At 41.7% G+C, this 21,637-nt stretch carries 20 protein-coding genes; 17 read left to right on the forward strand and 3 right to left on the reverse strand.

From position 1 onward, the window contains the following. Positions 1-29: 29 nt before the first annotated feature. The 6 genes from VM640_RS05590 (at position 30) to VM640_RS05615 (ending at position 6,663) form a co-directional block, all read left to right on the forward strand. Positions 30-998, forward strand: a complete 969-nt coding sequence (locus VM640_RS05590) for an acetyl-CoA decarbonylase/synthase complex subunit delta (RefSeq protein ID WP_325390433.1) — start codon at positions 30-32, stop codon at positions 996-998. 45 nt (positions 999-1,043) lie between these two features. Further along, a complete protein-coding gene (locus VM640_RS05595; RefSeq protein WP_325390434.1) occupies positions 1,044-1,838 on the forward strand; it encodes a methyltetrahydrofolate cobalamin methyltransferase in 795 nt (264 codons plus the stop codon). 180 nt (positions 1,839-2,018) lie between these two features. Next, positions 2,019-3,071, forward strand: a complete 1,053-nt coding sequence (locus tag VM640_RS05600; RefSeq protein ID WP_325390435.1) for a hypothetical protein — start codon at positions 2,019-2,021, stop codon at positions 3,069-3,071. Positions 3,072-3,151: 80 nt separating this feature from the next. Then, positions 3,152-4,291 carry a sensor histidine kinase gene (locus tag VM640_RS05605; RefSeq protein ID WP_325390436.1) on the forward strand — a complete coding sequence of 380 codons (1,140 nt, stop codon included), beginning with the start codon at positions 3,152-3,154 and terminating at the stop codon, positions 4,289-4,291. After that, the gene (locus VM640_RS05610) at positions 4,288-4,926 is read left to right on the forward strand and encodes a response regulator transcription factor (RefSeq protein WP_325390437.1); all 639 of its coding nucleotides are present in this window, start codon (positions 4,288-4,290) and stop codon (positions 4,924-4,926) included. Before VM640_RS05605 ends, VM640_RS05610 begins: the two co-directional genes overlap by 4 nt. A gap of 30 nt (positions 4,927-4,956) precedes the next feature. Beyond that, a complete protein-coding gene (locus tag VM640_RS05615) occupies positions 4,957-6,663 on the forward strand; it encodes an MBL fold metallo-hydrolase (protein WP_325390498.1) in 1,707 nt (568 codons plus the stop codon). 45 nt (positions 6,664-6,708) lie between these two features. Here the strand turns inward: VM640_RS05615 and VM640_RS05620 are convergent, their stop codons facing one another. Further along, positions 6,709-7,302: an HD domain-containing protein gene (locus VM640_RS05620; protein ID WP_325390438.1), complete on the reverse strand. Its 594-nt coding sequence runs from the start codon at positions 7,300-7,302 to the stop codon at positions 6,709-6,711. Positions 7,303-7,540: 238 nt separating this feature from the next. On the opposite strand from VM640_RS05620, the gene VM640_RS05625 reads away from it, so the two are divergent. The 7 genes from VM640_RS05625 to VM640_RS05655 all read left to right on the forward strand — a co-directional run bounded on the left by VM640_RS05625 (position 7,541) and on the right by VM640_RS05655 (position 12,828). Beyond that, on the forward strand, positions 7,541-8,287 hold the full coding sequence (locus VM640_RS05625; protein WP_325390439.1) for a DnaD domain-containing protein: 747 nt from the start codon (positions 7,541-7,543) through the stop codon (positions 8,285-8,287). Positions 8,288-8,302: 15 nt separating this feature from the next. Beyond that, on the forward strand, positions 8,303-9,118 hold the full coding sequence (locus tag VM640_RS05630) for an ATP-binding protein (protein ID WP_325390440.1): 816 nt from the start codon (positions 8,303-8,305) through the stop codon (positions 9,116-9,118). An 85-nt stretch (positions 9,119-9,203) separates the two neighbouring features. Beyond that, positions 9,204-9,794 carry a hypothetical protein gene (locus VM640_RS05635; RefSeq protein WP_325390441.1) on the forward strand — a complete coding sequence of 197 codons (591 nt, stop codon included), beginning with the start codon at positions 9,204-9,206 and terminating at the stop codon, positions 9,792-9,794. 224 nt (positions 9,795-10,018) lie between these two features. Further along, positions 10,019-10,753, forward strand: coding sequence for a phosphatase (locus tag VM640_RS05640; RefSeq protein ID WP_325390442.1), 735 nt, complete (start codon positions 10,019-10,021; stop codon positions 10,751-10,753). Positions 10,754-10,863: 110 nt separating this feature from the next. Further along, positions 10,864-11,538, forward strand: coding sequence for a hypothetical protein (locus tag VM640_RS05645; RefSeq protein WP_325390443.1), 675 nt, complete (start codon positions 10,864-10,866; stop codon positions 11,536-11,538). Between the two features lie 91 nt (positions 11,539-11,629). Beyond that, a complete protein-coding gene (locus VM640_RS05650) occupies positions 11,630-12,250 on the forward strand; it encodes a hypothetical protein (RefSeq protein ID WP_325390444.1) in 621 nt (206 codons plus the stop codon). A 5-nt stretch (positions 12,251-12,255) separates the two neighbouring features. Then, positions 12,256-12,828 (forward strand): ANTAR domain-containing response regulator, encoded by a 573-nt coding sequence (locus VM640_RS05655; RefSeq protein ID WP_325390445.1) that lies wholly within the window; start codon positions 12,256-12,258, stop codon positions 12,826-12,828. Between the two features lie 176 nt (positions 12,829-13,004). Here the strand turns inward: VM640_RS05655 and gap are convergent, their stop codons facing one another. Next, positions 13,005-14,009, reverse strand: a complete 1,005-nt coding sequence (gene gap, locus VM640_RS05660) for a type I glyceraldehyde-3-phosphate dehydrogenase (protein ID WP_325390446.1) — start codon at positions 14,007-14,009, stop codon at positions 13,005-13,007. A gap of 209 nt (positions 14,010-14,218) precedes the next feature. Between gap and VM640_RS05665 the strand changes: the two genes are divergently transcribed. The 3 genes from VM640_RS05665 to VM640_RS05675 all read left to right on the forward strand — a co-directional run bounded on the left by VM640_RS05665 (position 14,219) and on the right by VM640_RS05675 (position 17,190). Continuing rightward, positions 14,219-14,647, forward strand: a complete 429-nt coding sequence (locus tag VM640_RS05665; protein ID WP_325390447.1) for an OsmC family protein — start codon at positions 14,219-14,221, stop codon at positions 14,645-14,647. A gap of 181 nt (positions 14,648-14,828) precedes the next feature. Further along, on the forward strand, positions 14,829-15,800 hold the full coding sequence (locus VM640_RS05670) for a phosphodiester glycosidase family protein (RefSeq protein WP_325390448.1): 972 nt from the start codon (positions 14,829-14,831) through the stop codon (positions 15,798-15,800). Between the two features lie 40 nt (positions 15,801-15,840). Further along, positions 15,841-17,190, forward strand: a complete 1,350-nt coding sequence (locus tag VM640_RS05675) for a hypothetical protein (protein ID WP_325390449.1) — start codon at positions 15,841-15,843, stop codon at positions 17,188-17,190. 410 nt (positions 17,191-17,600) lie between these two features. Here VM640_RS05675 and VM640_RS05680 read toward each other — a convergent pair whose 3' ends face one another. Further along, on the reverse strand, positions 17,601-20,360 hold the full coding sequence (locus tag VM640_RS05680; protein ID WP_325390450.1) for a UPF0182 family membrane protein: 2,760 nt from the start codon (positions 20,358-20,360) through the stop codon (positions 17,601-17,603). Between the two features lie 201 nt (positions 20,361-20,561). On the opposite strand from VM640_RS05680, the gene trxB reads away from it, so the two are divergent. Further along, positions 20,562-21,479, forward strand: a complete 918-nt coding sequence (trxB, locus tag VM640_RS05685) for a thioredoxin-disulfide reductase (protein ID WP_325390499.1) — start codon at positions 20,562-20,564, stop codon at positions 21,477-21,479. Positions 21,480-21,637: the final 158 nt, after the last annotated feature.

Consider the following 21,637-nt stretch of genomic DNA (forward strand, 5'->3'; position numbering starts at 1 on the left):
ACCAATAGTCTAGAGAGGAGAGAAATGTAATGCCCGTAGTACGCGTTAAAGAAAGATATCAGAGTAAAGTAGGTCAAGTTGTTCTCGGTGCAACTCCAGAACAAGGAGGCACCCGTACGAAGGTGGTCACCGTGGGGGGAGATGGTACTTTACCTTTTCTCCACTTCGAAGGGAAAGTTGAAAATCGTGCTGTCATAGCTATGGAAGTTACCGACATTGTTCCACCCTGGAACGATGTGATCAAGGAACAATTTGGTGATGTTTTAGATAATCCTGTCGCTTGGGCCAAAAAGTGTGTCGAAGAGTATAACGCAGACATGATTTATTTAAAACTGATTAGTGCTGCCCCGGACGGGGAGAATAGAAGTCCAGAGGATTGCGCTCGGATCGTCAAAGACGTTCTGGGAGCAGTGGGAGTTCCTTTAATTGTCGTAGGTTGTGAAGATATAGAAAAGGACAATGAGGTCATGGCTGCAGTCGCCGAAGCAGCTGCAGGGGAAAACCTCCTTATTGGTTTAGCCGAGCAGGATAATTACAAATCCATTACAGCTGCGGCAATGGTGCATAAGCATAATGTTATTGCTCGCTCGCCACTCGACATTAATATCTGTAAGCAATTAAACATTCTCATTAGCGAGATGGGTTTACCTCTAAACCACATCGTGATTGACCCAATGATCGGTGGCTTAGGCTATGGGATTGAATATGCTTACTCAATTATGGAACGTGCCCGTTTAGGTGCCCTCGCTAACGATAAAATGCTCTCCATGCCCATGATTTGTACGGTAGGCTATGAAGCCAACCGAGCCAAAGAAGCTAATGCTCTTGCTGAAGAATTTCCAGCTTGGGGAGAACTCCAAGATCGAGCTATTCTCTGGGAAACCTTGACAGCAACGGCTCTTATTCAGGTCGGTGCCAGCATTCTTCTGATGCGTAATCCTGCAGCCGTACGTCTTGTACAGCAAAATATAGCGGATTTAATGGAAGCCAATGCTTAATCAGCAAAAATAACTGACCCCAAAAAATGAAAGGGTGTGTGCTAGTTGATCATAATCGGTGAACGGATTAATGGAATGTTTAAGGATATCGGGGATGGCCTTCGTAATAAAGATCCAAAACCTTTACAAGAATGGGCTTTAAAGCAACAAGAAGGAGGAGCCCATTACCTTGATGTCAACTCAGGGCCGGCGGTTCCCACAGAAGAAAGACCCGAAGCCTATGAATGGATGGTAAAAATCATCCAAGAAGTATCCGAATTACCTCTATGTTTAGACTCAACCAATTATAATGCGATCGAAGCGGGCTTGAAACTTTGCAAACGTCCAGCGATGATTAATTCAGTCCCCGCAGAACGGCCTAAACTCGAACGGGTATTCCCTATGGCAGTTCAATATAACGCATCTCTTATTGCCCTCACCATGGATAAAAAAGGTATTCCCAAGGATTCCGAAAATCGTCTGGCGTTCGCCATGGAACTTGTGGCAGCTGCTGATGAGTTCGGCTTACCAATGGAAGATCTTTTCATTGATCCTTTGATTTTACCTGTTAATGTTGCCCAAGAGCATGCGCCAGAAGTCCTCGAGACCCTTCGTCAAATCAAGAATTTGGCGAATCCAGCGCCTCGTACAGTATTGGGCCTTTCAAATGTATCCCAGAAATCTCCTGACCGTCATTTAATCAATCGAACCTACCTGGCAATGGCTATGGCTTCTGGGCTTGACGCTGCGATCATGGATGCCAATGATGACGATCTCGTCGATGTAGCAGCTACAGCTGAAATTCTGTTAAACAAGAGCATATATGCGGATTCTTATCTTAAAGTTTTCCGCCAGCGCTAATATCTTGAAGAAAGAAGCCCATCTAAAGTAAACTTGGCTGCGCTCGTATGATCAAGACCAAAGAAAGACTCACCCTGAATTCCGGGGTGAGTCTTTCTTTGGTCTTCAACTTTTTTATCATACAACCGTGACAAACCGCATAGCAATCAAATCAAGAGAAGATAGTGGAGGTGGACAAACATGGAGACATTTTTCCAGAAAAATACAGAAGTTCAAGAGTGGGTCGACTTATTAATTGAAAAACTTTTTACCGTTTGCTTACTTAGCGGTTCTGAGGCTGATTCTGAATTTTTTAGGGGACGACAAGCTGCTGAAAAGATTTCCAGCATCCTTCAGGGAATCGCAGATTTACCAGAAGATACTGTGAAGGAAGGTATCCGACAATTGATTGAGCAACGTCTTCCTGATCCACGAGTGATCGATAACTTTCCTCAGTTTTATAGTTTTATGGAGGAAATGATTAAATCAGGGATACCGAATGATCATCCCACTGAATCAGTCTCCAACCAATCCCAATCAAAACTCTTGCCAGAATTGCCAAGCTCGACGTTTGTACTCACTCGTAGACCTAAAACTGCTGAAAACTTGCCTCGCGTATATCTTCCCGAGGTAGCCGTTCCCGCTGATGAGGATAATGTTTCCATAAATGTTTTTGCTCCATTTATACCACTCGTTCCTTTCACACTCCATAACCCTTCCGAAGCAGAAACACATCTCTTAAAACCTGAATCCTTTGAAGAAACATTTCCAAAACCGCCTGAACCTTCTCTCACAAGTCTCGCATTTGAAGAGAGTCTGGAACCTGAAAAACCTTCATCTCCACCAGAGACTTCCTTGAAAACTGGATTGACTATTTCATCGAAACAATCTCTCCTCGAAACAGACCACTCCCTCAAGAACAAAGTTGTACGAACCAACCAAATCCCGATTGAGGGAGATAGATTATCCAAAGTTCTTCAGCAGCATTATCCAGAAGAACAACCCCGTTGGAACGTTATGATAGGACAATATTCTATTTTTGCTCAAGTTTGCAATCTTATTATTTATATTCCCAATGAAACTCTCTCGGAAACCACAAAGACAGAAGCGAAAAAATACTTACAAAAACAAGGCTATCAGGTCGCCCTTTGTCAACACGAAGACTTAGCTTACCCAAGGCGTTTAGAACGTTTCATCCGACAAGCACTTCGCGAACCAACATATTCTAATACTTCCTCATCCTTTTTAAAATAAGAAGTAGGAATCCTTCGATTACTGTCGAATACATCATTATTACATAATATAGACGTTTAGGTTGAAATGAGGGACTACAGTTGACAGACCGCTTGGGTAATATCATAAGTAAAACATTGCTGGCGATCGAGACAGGAAAAGAAGAAATCTTCCATATCGCTGAAACATCACGAACCGAGACCCAACGCCTAACCCAAGAACTTTCTCATCTTCGTGTAGAAATCTCTGAAACCATCAAAAAAGTTGACCAATTGCAAAAAGAAGATCGAAAGATGCGTCAACACCTTATGGAAGTTAGTAGAGACTATACAAAATATAATGAAAAAATTATGATAGAAACATATGCCAAAGCCAAAGATACTCAGGTTCAATTGCAACTTGCTGAAGCCAAAGAGTCTCAGCTACGAACCCGCCGTAATGAAATTGAGCGTTCTCTTCGGCGAATGATGGATACCATCGAACGTGCAGAAAATTTAATAAGCCAGGTCACTCTAGCTATCAATCTCCTCCATAGTGGAATCAGCGAAATGACCCAAGACCAGAATTTTGAAAAGCGTCAGGAAATCGCCCTTCGGATCAGCATGGCCCAGGAAGAAGAGCGTCGGAGGGTTGCCCGCGAAATTCATGACGGTCCCGCCCAAAACTTGGCGAATATTGTTTTACGTTTGGAAATTGCGGAGAAACTATTAGAGCTTGACCCAAAGCAGGCCAAAAACGAACTCCAAGATTTAAAAGTCCTCGTCCGCGCTAACTTGCAAGATATTCGTCGAATAATTTTTGATCTTCGTCCAATGGCACTCGATGACCTTGGAATTGTTCCAGCCTTACGAAGGTTTATGGATAATTTTCAAGCAACCTACAACATTCAATGTGAATTTCAAATAACGGGACGGGAAAAGCGTTTACTGCCAGCAATGGAAGTAGCTGTCTTTCGACTGATCCAAGAAGCGATGACTAATGTTGCCAAGCATGCCCATAGTGAACACGTGAAAATCGAGCTTATCTTCAAAGATGATATAACCCTTGCCCGAATCATTGATTTTGGGCAAGGATTCAACGTTGATCAGGCTTTGGATAACCCTGGTGATCATTTTGGGCTCATTGGAATGAAAGAAAGGGTAGAGATGTTTTCTGGACAGTTTTCGATTATATCACCCTCGGGTGTTGGAACAACAGTTGAAATGACAATCCCATCTAAGAAAGAGGAGGACATTGAATGATACGTGTCGTAATTGCGGACGATCATCCGCTCCTCCGTGAAGGTTTAAGACGAATTCTCGAATTTGAAGATGGTATTCAAGTTATTACAGAAGTCGGTGATGGTCAAGGAGCCATTAATATCGCGAGAACTCAAAAATTTGATGTTTTACTTATGGATTTAAATATGCCAAGAGTCAATGGTTTGGAAGCGTGTCGCGTTATCCGACGAGAACACCAAGAAATTGGTATTCTCGTACTCACGGTTGATGACTCAGATGATAAAATCTTTCAAGTTCTTCAACTCGGAGTTGCAGGATATTTACTCAAAGATGTGGAACCGAAGACCTTAGTTGAATCCATTCATAAAGTCTATTCCGGTGAACCCATTCTTTCTCCAGCTGTCACGGGTAAACTACTAGGACAATTAGCTAACCCCGCCTTGCATAAAGAAAATCATGGACTTAGTGATCGAGAATTGGAAATCCTCACCTATGTCGTAAAAGGCGCTTCGAACAGAGAGACGGGACAAGCTCTCTTTATTAGCGAGAAAACAGTGAAAAACCACCTCTCCAGTATTTTCCGAAAACTCGAGGTAGAAGATCGCACCCAAGCCGCCTTAAAGGCAATTAAGCTCAAGTTGGTAAGTCTGGATTAGCAATTTCTATTAATGGAGGATTGTCTATTGATGAAAATTAGTTTTTTCGGCGCTGCCCAGGTTGTCACAGGTTCTTCATATCTAATTGAAGTTGATGGGTTCCGACTCCTGATTGATTGTGGGTTATTTCAAGGGACAAAAGCACTTAAAAAACTGAATTACAATGATTTTCCTTATAATCCAGGCGATATCGACGCTATGATTTTAACCCACGCCCACACCGATCACTCCGGACTTATTCCTAAGCTTATTAAAAAAGGTTACCAAGGAAAAATCTGGGCAACCGCTGAGACGATTGAACTTTGCACTGTCATGCTTCCTGACAGTGGACATATTCAGGAAATGGAAGTAGAACGTCTCAATCGCAAACGTACGCGTGCCAACTTAGAGTTGTTAGTACCTATTTATACGGCGGAAGAAGCACTCGAATCACTCCCATTTTTTCAACCCGTCAATTATCTTGAGAAAATTGAATTGGCTCCAGGTCTAACTTTCACACTTTATGATGCGGGCCATATCCTTGGTTCAGCTCATATTTTTCTTGATATTGCAGAACCCAACTTCCACAAAAAAATTGTCTTTTCTGGGGACATTGGAAATCAGGATCAACCGTTTATTCAGAATCCTCAAATTCTTAGCGGTGCAGATGTCGTTCTTATGGAAACAACCTATGGTGATCGCTTACATAACCAAAAAACCAACCGAAGTGAACAGTTGGCTGAAGTTATCCGTTCTGCCCATGAAGCAGGGGGAAATCTAATTATTCCTGCTTTTGCCATTGAGAGAACTCAAGATCTCTTATATTATATTCACGAACTACAAGCATCCAAGCGAATCCCTGTCTTACCAATCTATATTGATAGTCCTCTCGCAATTTCAGCGACGAAGATATTTCTTACGAATACCGCTCATTTTGATGATGAAACACGGGCTCTCCTTAACCAGGGCGAAAACCCGCTCATGATGTCAAACCTCCATTTTAGTCAATCGACTGAAGAATCAATGGCCCTGAATAAGATTGAAGGAGGCGCGATTATTATTGCAGCCAGTGGTATGGCCGATGCTGGACGAATCAAACATCATTTAAAACATAATCTTTGGCGGGAAAATGCCACAGTAGTATTCGCCGGTTATCAGGCCGAAGGAACTTTAGGACGACGCATTGTTGAAGGCGCTAAGGAAGTTACGATTCATGGCGAAAAAGTGGCTGTTCGGGCACGGATTATGAGGATTGAGGGTTTTTCAGCCCACGCGGATCAATCCGAACTGATGAACTGGTTATCCAGCTTAAGTACCCAAGCCGGAAATATCATTTTGGTACATGGCGAACCCGATGCTCAGCACGTATTTGCTGAGCTTGTCGAGAAAACATTTAGCATCAAGCCGTTGATTCCGCAACTAGGAGAAACCTTCGAATTTACAGATCAAACGCTCGATCGCATTTTACCTGACCATACTTGGTTACGCCCTGAACTTACATTTCCTACAGCCTCGAAGGCCCAAGAATTGGAGTTAGATCCACCGTCAACGCAGATTCATTTCCAACCCATTTCTCCCAATCGCTCAGAACGTCATATCTCGCAATCTCAGGTTAACAAGTCTTACCTCCGTTTACAGCATAAGTTAAAAGCATTAATTTCTCAGGGGCAAAGAACGTATCAATTAGATCAAGTCCTTAATCAACTCGATACCATCTCACGTTGGTTAGATGAACTGCAACATCGAAAGAAACATTAGCCTTTAGATCCTCGCGGTGTAAAATTACACCGCTTCCTTTTTCAGTTATAGTACCGCAGCGAATTCAGCTGCTTGCCGTTTTATTCCTGAGAGGAAACGTAACATTTCCTCTCGCCGTTTTACAGCTAGACGTCGTCCAGCTTTTGTCGAGACTTTATTGGGTAAGGCTTCAGCAAAGGTCCGAGCCCGTTCGAGTGCATCTTCAGGTGTTTGGATTAAATCATCCTGACCGATCAGGCTAAATAACCTCATTAAGCCGATGTTTCCCAAATTATCTAAGATATCCGCATCTCTTAGATAGACTGCGACATCGCTCCGGCCTGGTTCGGAATAATACATATGCGCTTCGATCGCTTCAAGGACAATCGGAATCTTTTGAGGAGAAAAGGCCATACGTTGCAAGATATTACTCGCCACTCCCTTAGAACGGAGAGTATGATCGATATTGGGCCGTGCATAGGCTGGATATCTTCCCGTATCATGGAGCATCGAAGCGATATAAAGGATTTCCTCATCCAGGCACAAATTTGGGGAAAGCTCTTTACTCAAATGATAGACCCTGGTACAATGTTTGATGCCCCATGCAGAATGTGCCCCTGATTTATCAAAGATACGTAACACATCTTCTCTTTCGCTCATGCGACTAACCTCCTTGTTAAACTCCTCTAAAGGTATACTCCAGAACAGTGAGTTATACCTTCCATATATTGGGTAAATTATCTCTATTATCTTGTATAACGAGCTCATTTTTTTATACTCACCATGAATCTCGTCATTTAACGCTTAGATTCGGAAGGATTAGTGTAATTAATATCGAATAAATAATAGCTGAATTTTTGCATTTCTTCATAATCCCTACTATTGAGGAGTGAATTGGATGTCTAAAGTCAATGTTTATGGGAGCTTTATGCAAGCTCTTTTCTTTTCGAACACGGTCTCCGTACCAAGTTATTTTCTTATACATTATTCTGAGCTAGGACTGAGCAATGAAGAAGCAATGCTCATTATTCATATTTTCGGAGAAGTCAATAATGCGAATGCTTTGAATCCCAAGAGCTTAGCTCAACGGATGAATCTTGATTTATCTCAAGTAGAGAAAATTCTCGCCAATCTAGCCAAACGAAACCTATTGACCGTTGAAAAACGCTGGAACTCTGCTGACAAGGTTTGGTATAATGGATATAATTTTGTAGGGTTAATCGATGAATTAGCAGAACGTTGGGCCATTGAACAGGTTAAACAATTTGAAGAAGAACAAAATCAGGCTCACCAAACTCAATCTCAATCAGACCCCTCCTTAGAACGTATAATGGGTGCTTTTGAACAAGAGCTTGCACGTCCTTTAACAGAAATCGAATGTAACTTCATTCGTGATTGGCTTACGGCGCATTTCACCGAAGAAATGATCTTAGAAGCATTAAAGCGGGGAGTCAGTGCTGGAATTCGTAATTTCCGCTATCTCGATTCCATCTTAAGAGAATGGGAAAAAAAGGGGCTTCGTACTCGGGCTGAAGTAGAAACTGATGATGCCTACTTCCAAACGCGTCAAGAAAACAAAGGGAAAGCCAAAGCGAAACCCGCTCGTAAAGTTCAACCCGATAAATATGAGAACTTTTATCTCTAAGAGAGGAGGAAAAATATGAAAAGCCTTAAAGAACTCATTCAAGCCGATTACCTTGATGAACTCAAAAAGCGCAGGGATTTAGTTCCAACTTCCGGGTCATCATCCCCAACTGAAATCCAGAACCAATGCCCGATCTGCTTTGACCGTGGAATTATTGTGAAAGACGACGTTGCTTATCCTTGTTCTTGCATGCAGCAAAAGAAAATGGAAAACCAATTTCGGCATGCACGCATGGCTAGGGGATTGCTCAATTGCCGATTTGAAAACTTTCGTCAGGACTTCTACCACTCTTTAAACTCCCAGGATCGAACCTATCTTGAATATGCACTAAAAGCATACACTGCTTCACAAGAATTTGTTCGGCAGTGTATACTAGAGTCCCATGGATTAGGACTCCTTTTCACTGGTCCAGTCGGTTCTGGAAAGACTTTTCTTGCTGCTGCTATCGCCAATGCTTTAATGGAAAAAGACAAACAAGTCTTATTCCTAGTGGTTCCAGATCTTTTAGATGAATTGAGAGCAACGTATAAATCTGAGGCCAACGAACTTGACCTTTTAGACACAGCTCGAGAAATTCCTATTCTGATTCTTGATGATCTTGGAGCTCATAACTATACGGAATGGACTCGGAATCGCCTGTATTCCATTATTAACTCCCGTTTAAATGAAGAATTACCAACCGTAATTACGAGCAATCTGTCCCTCGAGGAAATGGAAGAGCATCTTGGAGCTCGTACGACTTCACGTTTAATTCAAGCCTGTCGTATTTTTAGACTCAATGTTGATCAGGACATCCGCCTAAGCAAATACCAAGAACGAGAAAAAAGATAAAATAAATAATTTTATAAAAGTATGCATGTCTGACAAGGACATGCATACTTTTTTCTAAGAGAATAATTTATGGAGGTGGCTAGTCATGGCCAGAATTATTGCGATCAATCGTAAATATTTTACCCTAACCCTAAGTGTACTCTTAATTTGTTTTCTTGGGATTGCTGGAGTAACGCTCTGGAAAACAGCAAACGCTAGCGCGACTAAGACAGACATGGTTCCTGAAGTAAAAATGTTGGGCCTGGCTGTAGAACCGGCTTCCTTTACTCGTGATTTAACGTATGGCTCCGTAACGCTGAAAGGGAGCCAAGTTATATCCAGTAAAAACTTTGATCTCATCGTGACCGTGCAAAATACAACCGGACAAAAGATGTCCAATATTCCTATTGAATTAGAGGCTTCTCTTATCGGAGATGATAGCAAAAAGGTCAGCAAACTAGGAAATCTACCTTCTCTTGATCCCGGAGCAACGGCTCGGGTTGCTTTTAGACAAGTAAACGCACTGGGAGACGCTCAAGGGAAGAGTGCAACCACAGGGCAACATAAAATCACCTTAAGAGTTAAACCCAATGCAGCTGGGGGAGTAAATCAAGCCACAGAGGCCACGTTCTACTTCAATGTCGATACTACTGTAAAATCTCCTAAAGTAGCGACTCCTGTACCCCAAAACAATTAATTTCACACCTAGCAAGCACGACCTGTAACCTCGTACCAGTTATTCTGGGTACGGGGTTATTTTATACTAACAGAAAGTATAAATTTAGGGGCAGATAGCATAAGTGCAACTAAGGCTTCCGCCTACGCCAGAGGCTTGGCGCAAGCCAAGTTTTCTTTACTTTTCAGAAAAGAGCATAGTACTATTCACTCTAGGGTTATAATATTCGAGGGGAGGTATTTGCCGTGAAAATTCTCGTCGATCTACATACGCATACAATGGCAAGTGGGCACGCTTATAGCACGCTCTCGGAAAATGCTGCGGCGGCAGCCCGTAAAGGGTTAAGGCTTCTTGGCATGACTGACCATGGCCCGAGTATGCCTGGGGCACCTAATCTCTATTACTTTGGGAATTTTTCGATTCTTCCTCAGACGTTATCTGGAGTTCGAATTCTGCCTGGTGTCGAAGCTAACATCACCAGCCATGAAGGAGAATTAGATATTCCTTTACGATATTTAAAGCAAATGAGTATTGTTTTAGTCGGTTTACACGTGATTTGTTACCCTGGTGGCAACTCCGAGCAGAACACACAGGCTTACCTTAAAGCGATGTCCAACCCGTATATCGATATCATGGTGCATCCAGGCCGTCCCGATTTTGAGATGGATTTAGAGAAAATTGCGTACACTTCAGCACAATTAAGGATTCCTGTTGAAATTAATAACAGTTCTTTGGGTCAGGAAAAGGGTGGAGCCTGGGGCAATTGTAGCTATTTCGCCCGCAACGCAGCAAAGTATGGCGGGCCTGTTGTTCTAGGCAGTGATGCCCATTTCTGGGACCGGGTGGGAGTGTTTAATCTTGCACTTGAAATAACCGAGGAGGCTGGAATAAAAGAGGAGCAAATTCTCAATTATTCACCAGACCGGATTCTGGATTATCTTACCCAGCGGAGAGAACAAAGATCTTTGATTGATATGTAATAGCTGAACACAACGTTCTTTCTCCATCCATATATTGTCATAGATAAAGAAACTTACTTCTTCTGAAGTTTAATTAAGTATTTATCAGATAACGGAACGGAGGGAAGCTTATGAACCTCAATGATCCTTCCGTAACTCAAGAAACATTTACCCCCTTTAAAATGGGGTTGTTCTTGTCCGTCCCAATTAGCGCTACAACTGGCAGCCCAAGTTTATCATATCTACAACCTTTTATTTCCGGACATATTTTTTCCTCAGCTGGAGTATTAATTGGCGCCGAACTATTCCTTATTATTGCACAGTTTCTTTTTAAACTTGAATCTATTCCCATTTTAGACCTCCCGAATCAGCAAATTATTCAAATGCCTGTTCAGGATTTTCAGGAGTTTTTAAAGACCTTTACCCGGAATACAACAGGTTCATCCTTTTCTACTCAACCTTCAACAAGTTCGGCAGGAAGTAGAGGCTTTATTTCTCCATTGCCCCCAGAGGCACCTTTCGTCATTTCTTTGTATGTAACCTCAGATTTCTCAAATAACTTTTATTCTCCAAGTGTTTGGATCATTATCCCCATTATTGCTTTACCCGGCTTGCGAGGAGCTTTACCTTTATTAATTTTAAGCCTGCTGGCCACGATTTTTGTTCGTACAGTTGTGTCTCCACAAGCAACTGGGGCAAAACCAGTGCAAAAACAGGAAGAACTGCCAAATTCGTTCCTCAATATTAGCCCTGAAGAATTGTTGCGCTTTCTCAGCCGTTTTGGTAAATTTTTTAGCTCTCATTAATTTGTTCCTAATAAAGATTTATAGTACAATGAGCAATGTGTTAAACTAATATAAAGATTATCAAGAAAAGTAAAAGGACGTGCAACGTTTCATGCAACAAGAAAAATCTTTTTATAGGGAGCACTTCGCCGGGTTAATAATCTTCTGCTGCTTAGCTCTGATCATTCTTTCGATGATCGGTATTCAAGTTTTGGATGTAAAGGTTATTAATGTTGAAGGGGTTGATCGCGGACTCTATACCGTGATAACACAAAAGGGACCCGTAAATGTGGAACCTAATGACGTTTTAAGAATTGAACGAACATATACTAAGGCAGCTATTACGGGTACATCTGTAGAACTTGATAAAATCTATACCACTAAAGGTTTTATTTACGCTTCTTCGATTGATTCCTATCACGAAAATATAAGTCAATTAATGAACTCAGTTGACTTCGATGGTTTACCGACGTGGGAGCGTGAGAATACAACCTGGCAGTCGGTACAACCTTATGCTTTTGCAATTGGGACGCCTGAGCAAAAGATACCCTGGTTATTTTTCCTGCTATCTTTACAATATTTCATGCTAAGCATTGGAGGAATAACACTTGCAATTCTAGTTTTCCCATTTCATTGGAAAGAATCGAAGGAAGAGAAAACGGGTAAACGCCCCAGCCAACCTCATGACCAAGACTATTGTGCTGAGGAACAGCTGAGTGCGGTTGCCAAATAAAATTTATGAAACGCGCATTATTAATCGGCAATTCCCGGCAAATTTCAGAACTTAGAACAGTAATTCCCTTAGCAAATTACCAGGCTATCGCTACGACCTCCAGCGGGATTGAGGCTTTACGTCTACTTCATCGTTTTGAACCCGAATTAGTGATTATGACCTGGAATATTCTTGGTCTAAGTGCCTTTGATTTGTTGCAAAGCATTCTAACCCAGCAGCTTTGTCCAGTCATCGTCGCCATTTCCCAAGAAGATATTAATGCTTTACCTGAAATTATTAAGTCAAATGCGCATTATGTGCTTGTGCAACCCCTTCGCGCCTTTGATTTAATAACTGCCGTACTCTATACTGAACATCATTTTTTGCAAGAACAAGAGGCCCAGAAAAAAATAACCCGTTTAGAGGATGACTTGAAAATACGCAAGATTCACTACCAAGCGCTACTCACGGTCATTCAAAAAACAGGGCTCGACGAAAAAACTGCCTATCGAAAGATCCAACAATATGCAATGTCGAAGAGAAAGACTTTATCTTCTGTCTCGATGGAGATACTCAAAGGAAATTGGTTACCTGACTAAAAAAGAGCCCGAAGGCTCTTTTATTTTACTAACAGAAAGTATAAGTTTGGAGGCAGATAGTATAAGTGCAACCAGCGGCTTTCGTTCTCCTACGATGCAAGTGGTTAAGTCCGGCAGGATAAGGCAACTAGGCATACCACCTTCGCTAGGGTTTGGTGCTAGCCAAGTTTTCTTTACTAAAGTTGGCGTCCAACCCATTCAACTAAGTCGAGGACTCGGCAGGAATATCCCCATTCATTGTCATACCACGCTAAGACTTTTAATAGATTATCCTTCATTACCATCGTCGATAGCCCGTCGACGATCGAAGAGGCGGAACTGCCATTAAAATCACTAGAGACAAGTGGAAGCTCAGTGTAATCCAAAATACCCTCAAGTGAACCTCGACTTGCGTCTCTAAAAGCGGCATTAACTTCTTCCCGAGTGGTCGCTTTCTCAACTTCAAGCACTAAATCCACCACTGAAACATTCGGCGTAGGAACTCGCATCGAAAATCCATTAAGTTTACCCGCCAATTCCGGTAAAACTAAGGCCACCGCTTTGGCCGCACCCGTTGTCGTTGGAATAATATTTAGGCCTGCAGCCCGCGCTCTGCGAAAATCTTTATGAGATACATCTAATATTTTTTGATCATTAGTATAAGAATGAACTGTCGTCATGAATCCACGTTTAATATGAAAGGCCTCATTTAAAACTTTAGCGACAGGAGCCAAACAATTCGTAGTACAGGAGGCATTGGAAATCACATGATGAATCGAGGGATCATAACTCTGTTCATTAACTCCCATCACAATGGTGACATCTTCCTCTTTACCGGGAGCAGTTATAACTACTTTTTTGGCCCCATTTAGAATATGTTTGCGACAAGCAGGGCCGTTATTAAATTTTCCACTGGATTCAATGACTACATCAACGCCTAGGTCTCCCCAAGGAATATCAGCGGGGTCAGTATGAGAAACAACGTTAATCATCTGATTGTCAATCCGAAACCCGCCCTCCGTATATTCAACCTTTCCAGGGAAAACTCCATGAACAGAATCATATTTGAGTAAGTGGGGTAGGATTTCCCCTGTTGTTCGGTTATTAACTGCCACGATTTCTAAATTCTCGCGGCCATAAGCTGCTCTTAGAACATTTCTTCCAATTCGGCCAAATCCATTAATACCCACACGTATTGCCAATTACCGCACCCCTTTTCTTTAATGGTATTTCATGCATAATTATCTTAGCATTTTTTTAAGTATGACACAATTACTTTTTATGCATTACTTTATTCCTTAAGTAATTTTATTGTGACATACTTTAAATCAAGAAATAACCATTATACAAACTTTTTATCTGAGCCTGAATGAGGTACAATAATGATATTAAGCTTCAAGGAGGATTGGAAATGCAAGTTAAAGTTAGACATATTAAGGGAATGCATTTTGAAGGAGAAGGACAATCCAAAATTCGTACCCAATTCGATTCAAGTGTGACAGCTGGTGGAACTGGGATAGGATCAAGCCCAATGGAAATGGTCCTCATGGCCATCGCCGGTTGTAGCGGAATGGATGTCGTATCCATTCTTGAAAAAATGCGTGTTTCCTATCAACGTTTTGAGATTAGCGTCCAGGGCGAAAGGGCTGCTGAGCATCCCCGAGTTTTTACAGATATTGAAGTAATTTATTTTTTTTGGGGAGAAGGACTCGAGGAAGAACACATTCAAGATAAAATTAAGCGAGCCCTCGCTTTATCCATGGAAAAATACTGTAGCGTCGCTAATATGATTGATAAAGTTGCCAATTTGACCTATAAGTTGGAAATCAACCCAGTATGATCCTATGTGATGTTAAAATGGTTCTTTCGGGCTATTGAATGAATATAACTCATTTGCTATACTATGTTTGTCAAAGATAAAAAACGAATGCCGCACTCTTCAATGCGGCTTGTTTTTTTGAGCTTAGACTTACAAATAAACCATTTTAATCGCGAAAAAGATATGAAAAGGAATAATTTATATGAAAAAGAGAACTACGAAAATTCGTTGGAAGATGATTATTGGCTTTATAACCTTTAATCTTGCTTTAGCTGCCATTCTCGCTCCATTTATTGTTTTTTGGGGACCCTTTGAGGCGATAAAGGTCATGGCTGTAGGCTCCATAGCAACCTCCCGTCATCCGCAAGTTGTTGAGCTCTTTCTTTCTGAAGCTAAAATTAGTGAAATCATGCATACGTATGATGCCTCAGGCGCGGCATCTGGATCAAATGTCGAACGCGGTAAAGTCGTGACCGATCCGTCCTCAGGCATTACCATTGAGGATATCAAAGGTCAGAATTTTAAAGGAAAAGTAATGTTGATTAAAGATCCGAAGCGTGTCAAGGTTGCTGTGACCAAAGAAATCGGGGTAGCAGGTGAACGCGTGAGTGATTTTGTTAAAGATACCGGAGCGGTTGCCGCAATTAACGCAGGAGGATTCTACGACCTCAATGGGAAAGGAAATGGAGCCTTCCCTGATGGGTTAACCGTTCATAATGGAGAACTTGTTCACAACAATGTTGGTAATAAAGAGGTAAATCTGATTGCTCTTGATAATAACGGTAAGCTTACGATTGGGAACATGTCAGCCGATCAACTTTCTCAAAACCATATTCAAGAAGCTGTGACCTTCGAGCCTAATCTTGTTGTTAATGGCCAGCCCGCGGTTTCCGGGGATGGAGGATGGGGGATAGCCCCTCGGACTGGTATCGGTCAGACAGCGGATGGAACCATTATCTTTGTTGTCATAGATGGCCGTCAACCTACCTGGAGCATAGGTGCAACTTTACGTGATATGATGAATGTCTTTATCGACTACCATGCAGTTAATGCTGTTAACTTAGATGGTGGCTCTTCCTCTGAGTTAGTTTATGATGGAAAAGTTATCAATAAGCTTTGGAATGTTTTTGGCGAGCGGTATATCCCAACAGCTTTTGTTGTTCTGCCAAAATAATATTCAGAGTTAAAGAAGGAATTGAAAAGGGGTAACACTTTTGAAAAAAAAGTTACGAATGATCGTGAGCTGGACCCTAGTGTCCTTAATGCTTCAAATTCCAACTTACTATTATTTAAATCACCTGATCGAAAAAGTAATGGCACCACCCGTAACAGCTGTTACTGTCCGCACTCTAAAAACTACTATTCCAGGATCTGCTCTTGAAAGTATGCAGATTTCTTACGCTAAAGATTATATCGCCTATAAGGAAAATGGCGTTTTAAAAGTTTATAACCTCATACAAGAGAAACAGGTTTTTTCAAAAACAGCCCCGAGCAATGATAAAAATCTGGGTGTTCTCTATTTTCAATGGTTGCCAGATCGGAATACTTTAATCTATTTTTATGCCCGCAAGAACCCCAATCCTATGACTACTGAAGTAGTCCCAGTGACACCCACCCCAAGTTCCACTAATTCAACTCAATCTTCGAGCTCAAATACGTCTACAAAGAAATCTTCAACTTCTATAAATCAACCTCAAACCTCTCAAACATCCAAAGGAAACACTGCCCTTACTCAATCCACTCCATCAACACAAGCCACAAATCCCGATTCTATTAAGACTGAGGATCCGCAGCAAGCCCCTGCTACGAACTCTACTCCTGCCCCTAAACAACGGATTATCACGCACTACAATAACCCTCAAATAACAGATCTCTATACTCTCGAATTACCGGATAGTGACGAAACAACTGCCCCTGATGATCGATTCAATGAGAGCATTAATGGTTTTCCTGCAAGCGGACAGATAACCAATATGGTCGTCTCGACTTTTACCAATCTAATGTACCTAACCATCAAAAATGGGACGAATCTTCAACTCATGGAGATCGATGTCATGAAAAATGTAAGAACCTTAAATCAGTCTGGAGAGGTAATAACCGAAATGGCTGCTTCGGATAAATTTGGTACACTCTACATTGAGAGTAAAACAGGAAATTCAAAGATCATTCAAGCACTCGAAGGAACTAAACGTCAAACGATATCGAAGGATGAGACGGAAACGATTCTTGGAAATAGGGCAGGTACCCTTTATCTAGGGCAGATTGAAGGGAATAATCTGGTCCAAGTACGTTCAGCTGCTGATACTTCTGATTCCTCGAAAATAGAATTCAAGACAGTCTGGCAAGGTTCAATTCCCTTCAAGGATGTCAAGGTAGTCATCGGCACAAATAATCAAATTGTAATTTCTTCCAATCAAATGGCCTATATCATTCAAAGTGACGGTCAACAAAAACAAGTAACCTTAACTGGAAAAGATAACTTTGTTTCTCAAGATGGGGCTGAACTTATTGAACTTACCCCCAATGGCAATTCAACTGATATTGAACTTAAACCTCTTCAGTAATTCCAAGACGACTAACCTTCATTCTTCACTGATCCTAAAAGCTAACTATTCCAAACTAGATTTCGCTTTGCTTACCTTTCACAGTGAATCAAAGTAAGAAGAACCAAGCACTGCTTCATCGAAGTTGTGCTTGGTTCTTTTTGGTACTAACAGAAAGTATAAATTGGGGGCAGGTAGCATAAGTGCAACCAGCGGTTTTCGCTTTCCTACGATGCACGTGGTTAAGTCCGGCAGGATAAGGCGACTACGGCCATCGCTTTGGCGCTGGCCAAGTCTTCTTTATCCTACGATGCAAGTGGTTAAGTCCGGCAGGATAAGGCGACTACGGCCATCGCTTTGGCGCTGGCCAAGTCTTCTTTATCGCCAAGCTCGGCGAAAGCCGGGTTTTCTTTAACTATATCTTTCTCATCTTAGGGATAGGTAGCTGGTGCAGGCTGTAAAGACTTTAATTTGGTTTCCAATTGATCTAACATAGAGCGAAGTTGGCTCATCTGATCCAAGATCTTGGTAATATCATCCGTACTCATTGTTGGTGGATTAACTTTTTGATTCGGAGTTTGCGTCCCAGTGGGAGAAGAAACACTCTTGCCTGGTATCATTGTTTGGGGAGCATCTGAACCAAAAATCTGCTTTAGCGCTTCTCCTAAGGTTTCGGTCATTACAAGCTTATCCTGATAGGCCATGATCACCCGTTTCATTTCAGGGATACTTCCCGCTTTAGTCGATTGTAAGTAAATAGGTTCGATATAAATGAAGTTCCCATGCATCGGTAAAACCAGAAGATTACCCCGGACGACACTCGAACCTTCTTGATTCCAAAGTGAGAGTTGCTTGGAAATTTCAGGATCTTGGTCGATCCTTGACTCGATCTGTAGAGGCCCATCAATTTCTGTATTCTTGGGTAATTTATATAAAAGGAGTTCTCCATAATGAGCTCCATCCATTCTAGCGGCCATCCAAGCAATCATATTATTTCGTGTGTTCGTACTACTCGAAGCTGGGGTAAAGGGTAACATTAAAACAAACTCAGACTGCTCGGTACCAGGGATTTGCATTATCGTATAATAAGGATCCACATTCTGGGGTTCTGCCCCAAAAAGCTCTTTGGCGATATCCCAGGCATCCTCCTTATTATAAAATGCGGTAGGATCTGTCATATGAAAGTTCTTAACCATATTACTTTGGATGGTAAAGAGGGTTTCTGGATAACGCAAATGAGCTTTTAAGCTCGGGGACATCTGGGATAGATCCTTAAATACTCCTGGGAATATCTTCATATAGGTTTGAACAATCGGTTCTTGGGGATCAACAACGTAAAAATTGACCGTTCCATCATAAGCATCAACAACGACTTTTATCGAATTACGGATATAATTGATATTTCGATCGGGATAGATACTTGAGTAGGGAAGAGCATTAGACGTCGTATAACCATCAATGATCCATTGAAGATGTCCTTGATCAATAACTAGGTAGGGATCTTGATCATATTCTAAAAATGGGGCTAGTTTCTTAACGCGTTCCATTATGTTTCGATGTAATAAGATCCGGCTTTGGGAATTCACTTCATTGGCTAAATAGAAGCGAGCTGTTCCATGCTTGAGTGAAAGCATCAGCTTATTAAGAGGACTCATATAGATCCCCGTTTTGCCCTCGTAGCTGCTTTCGGCATTCACAACCCCTTGGGGATAATCGAATTCCTTGATTTTAGTATTTACTACCACCCAATCACTCGCCAATTCGCCATAATAAATACGAGGCTCCCGGAGATTAAATTCCGAGAACTCTGTGACAGAGGGAACATCCTTAATCGCAAAACTTGGAAGGCCTTCTGGGGTAACAGCATTGGCAAAAGATGCAGCAACTCCATAACCATGAGTATACTTAAAACGAAGATTGACAAAGGTCTTCGCATTGCTATCTAAATCAGTCGTTGACAGTTCTCGGCTGGCAAGCATAACCTGGCGATTTTCGCCCTGGATTTTGTAGCGGTCAATGTCAATATCATTAAATTTATAGTAAAGTCTGATCCCTTGTTTCTGATTAAACGTTTGGAGTAAGGGACGTGGATCATTTAAACGGATATTGTTAAGGGTTGATCGTTCCGCGCTTAAGCTTTGGGCTGTTAAGGGAATATTTCCCTGATAATCTTGCTCCTTAATTAAATCTAGGCCATAGCCAAAACGGGTCATAGCGATTTCATTCTGAATATATGGCGTTTCCTTCGCTAATTCATTGGGTATAACGACAAAGGATTGGATCAGAGTAGGATACACTCCATAGAGGAGTGTGCCTACGACAACGAGTGCAACAAGGGGAACCGTCAAGAGTCTTTCCTCCCGTATAAAAAGGGTGAGAAAAGCAGTCCCAAAGGCAAGTATGCTTAAACTAACGAGAATATTTAAAGCAGGCAAACTTGCCATTAAATCGGCGTAACCTGCCCCGACCACATGACCGTGCTGAGAATAGAGGAGTTGATACTTATCTAAAAAGTAACCGAAGGCTCTGAACGCAAACACTACCGCGAGTAATAAAGCCAGATGACGCCGTGCTGCAGTATTAAGCTCAACCGCATTCTTCTTCCAGAATTTAAAAGTGTGGAAACGCAAAACACCTGTAACGGTGTAGAAAAGTGCTGTAAAAAAGGTAAGAATAAAGAGGGGACCATAGAAAGCATTATAAATCGTTTGTAAGAAGGGCAACTGAAAAAAATAAAAACCTAAATCCTTGCCATAGACAGGATCTCCCTGCCCAAAGGGAGTATATTTCATAAAGGAAAGGACTTCCAACCAACCTGTAAATCCTGCGACAAAACTAACTCCAAAGCTGACCAAGGCTGAAATGACTAACAACCAAACCGTGACTCTTTTTTGGCTTAAATGATAAATTGGACGATCCATTTCATGGACTACGCGAAGACGGTTCCTCAGTTTTTCGTTAACAAAGGTCAAAATGGCATGCCGAATCGAGAAAAGCGTCCCGGCTATAAAGAGGAAGAGGATCGTTCCATTGACAGCTTGGATAAGCCCTTTACTTAAAAGTGGAGTCCAAAATAATTGTTCATACCCTAAATCTTTAAACCATACCCAATCTTCATATAAGCCACTCGACGTAGTTAAAAAAATAATAATTAAAGTAATTCCTACGATTATCCTTACAATACGGCTCAAAGCCAGACCTCCTTTGACTTTTTATTATGCCCAATGCCAACCTTTTTAACATAATTAGCATATATATTCTAACTAACGTTTGAAAATACCTTCAACAAAGGTAGAAGATGATTAATCTGAGTTCTTTATTATCTTTTATTTTATGCTATACTATAGATACCTACAAGGGGTATAAATTATCAAGTGGGAGGATTTATTTTGATGTATGATGTCCTCATTATTGGAGCTGGCCCAGCAGGACTGACTGCTGGAATCTATGCTGCCCGTGGTGGATTAAAGACCGGTATTATTGAAATGGGAATGCCTGGAGGGCAGGCTGCCTCAACAGAGAAAATTGAGAACTATCCAGGGTTTCCAGAAGGTATCGGCGGATATGAGCTCATGAATAACTTTCATCTTCAAGCCGAAGCCTATGGAGCTGAATTCATTTTTGAAGAGACTCAAACGCTTGAACTCCAAGGACCAGTAAAAAGAATCGCCACGGACACAAAAATTTTGGAGGCCAAAGCGGTAATCCTAGCTGCAGGTTCAAAACCACGTCTCTTAAATGTTCCTGGGGAAAAGACCTTTCATGGTCGAGGCGTTTCCTACTGTGCGACCTGTGACGGTGCTTTCTTCAAAGGTAAAAAAATCATCGTTGTTGGCGGGGGAGATGCAGCCTTAGAAGAAGGAGCCTACCTCACTAAATTTGCCAATGAGGTAACTATTATTCATCGCCGTGCGAATTTCCGAGCCACGCAAATTGCCATCGAACGAGCTAAGAATAATCCCAAAATCAGTTTTATTTATAATGCCGTTGTCGAGGAAGTCTTAGGCTCTGAGCATGTCGAAGGAATAAGGCTTCGTGATCTTCAAGCGCAAGAAACGAAGATCTTACCTGCAAGTGGAGTCTTTATCTATATTGGAACTGAACCGAACGATAAGTTTCTCCATGGGGAACTTGAAGTTGAGGAGCGGGGTTATATTAAAACAGATAATCTTCTCCAGACAAACATCGCCGGTATCTTTGCTGCGGGTGATATCCGCGACACTCCCTTGCGTCAAGTTGCCACTGCCGTCGGAGATGGTGCCCTTGCAGCTGTAGCAGTAGAAAAATACTTGACCCGACTTCAAAAATAGCTAATAAAAGGCGCTGTTTTCAAACAGCGCCTTATGCTTGAATGCATTCTTTAAAAAGCATAATTTCCATACCAATTTCGTGCGTATCATTCAGATATTTCAAAATCTTTGTACAACCTGCTAGAAATGCTTGTATTTTTCATAACTTTATACTATCA

The sequence above is a fragment of the Desulfitobacterium sp. genome (assembly GCF_035539115.1).
Classification (GTDB): Bacteria; Bacillota; Desulfitobacteriia; order Desulfitobacteriales; family Desulfitobacteriaceae; genus Desulfitobacterium_A.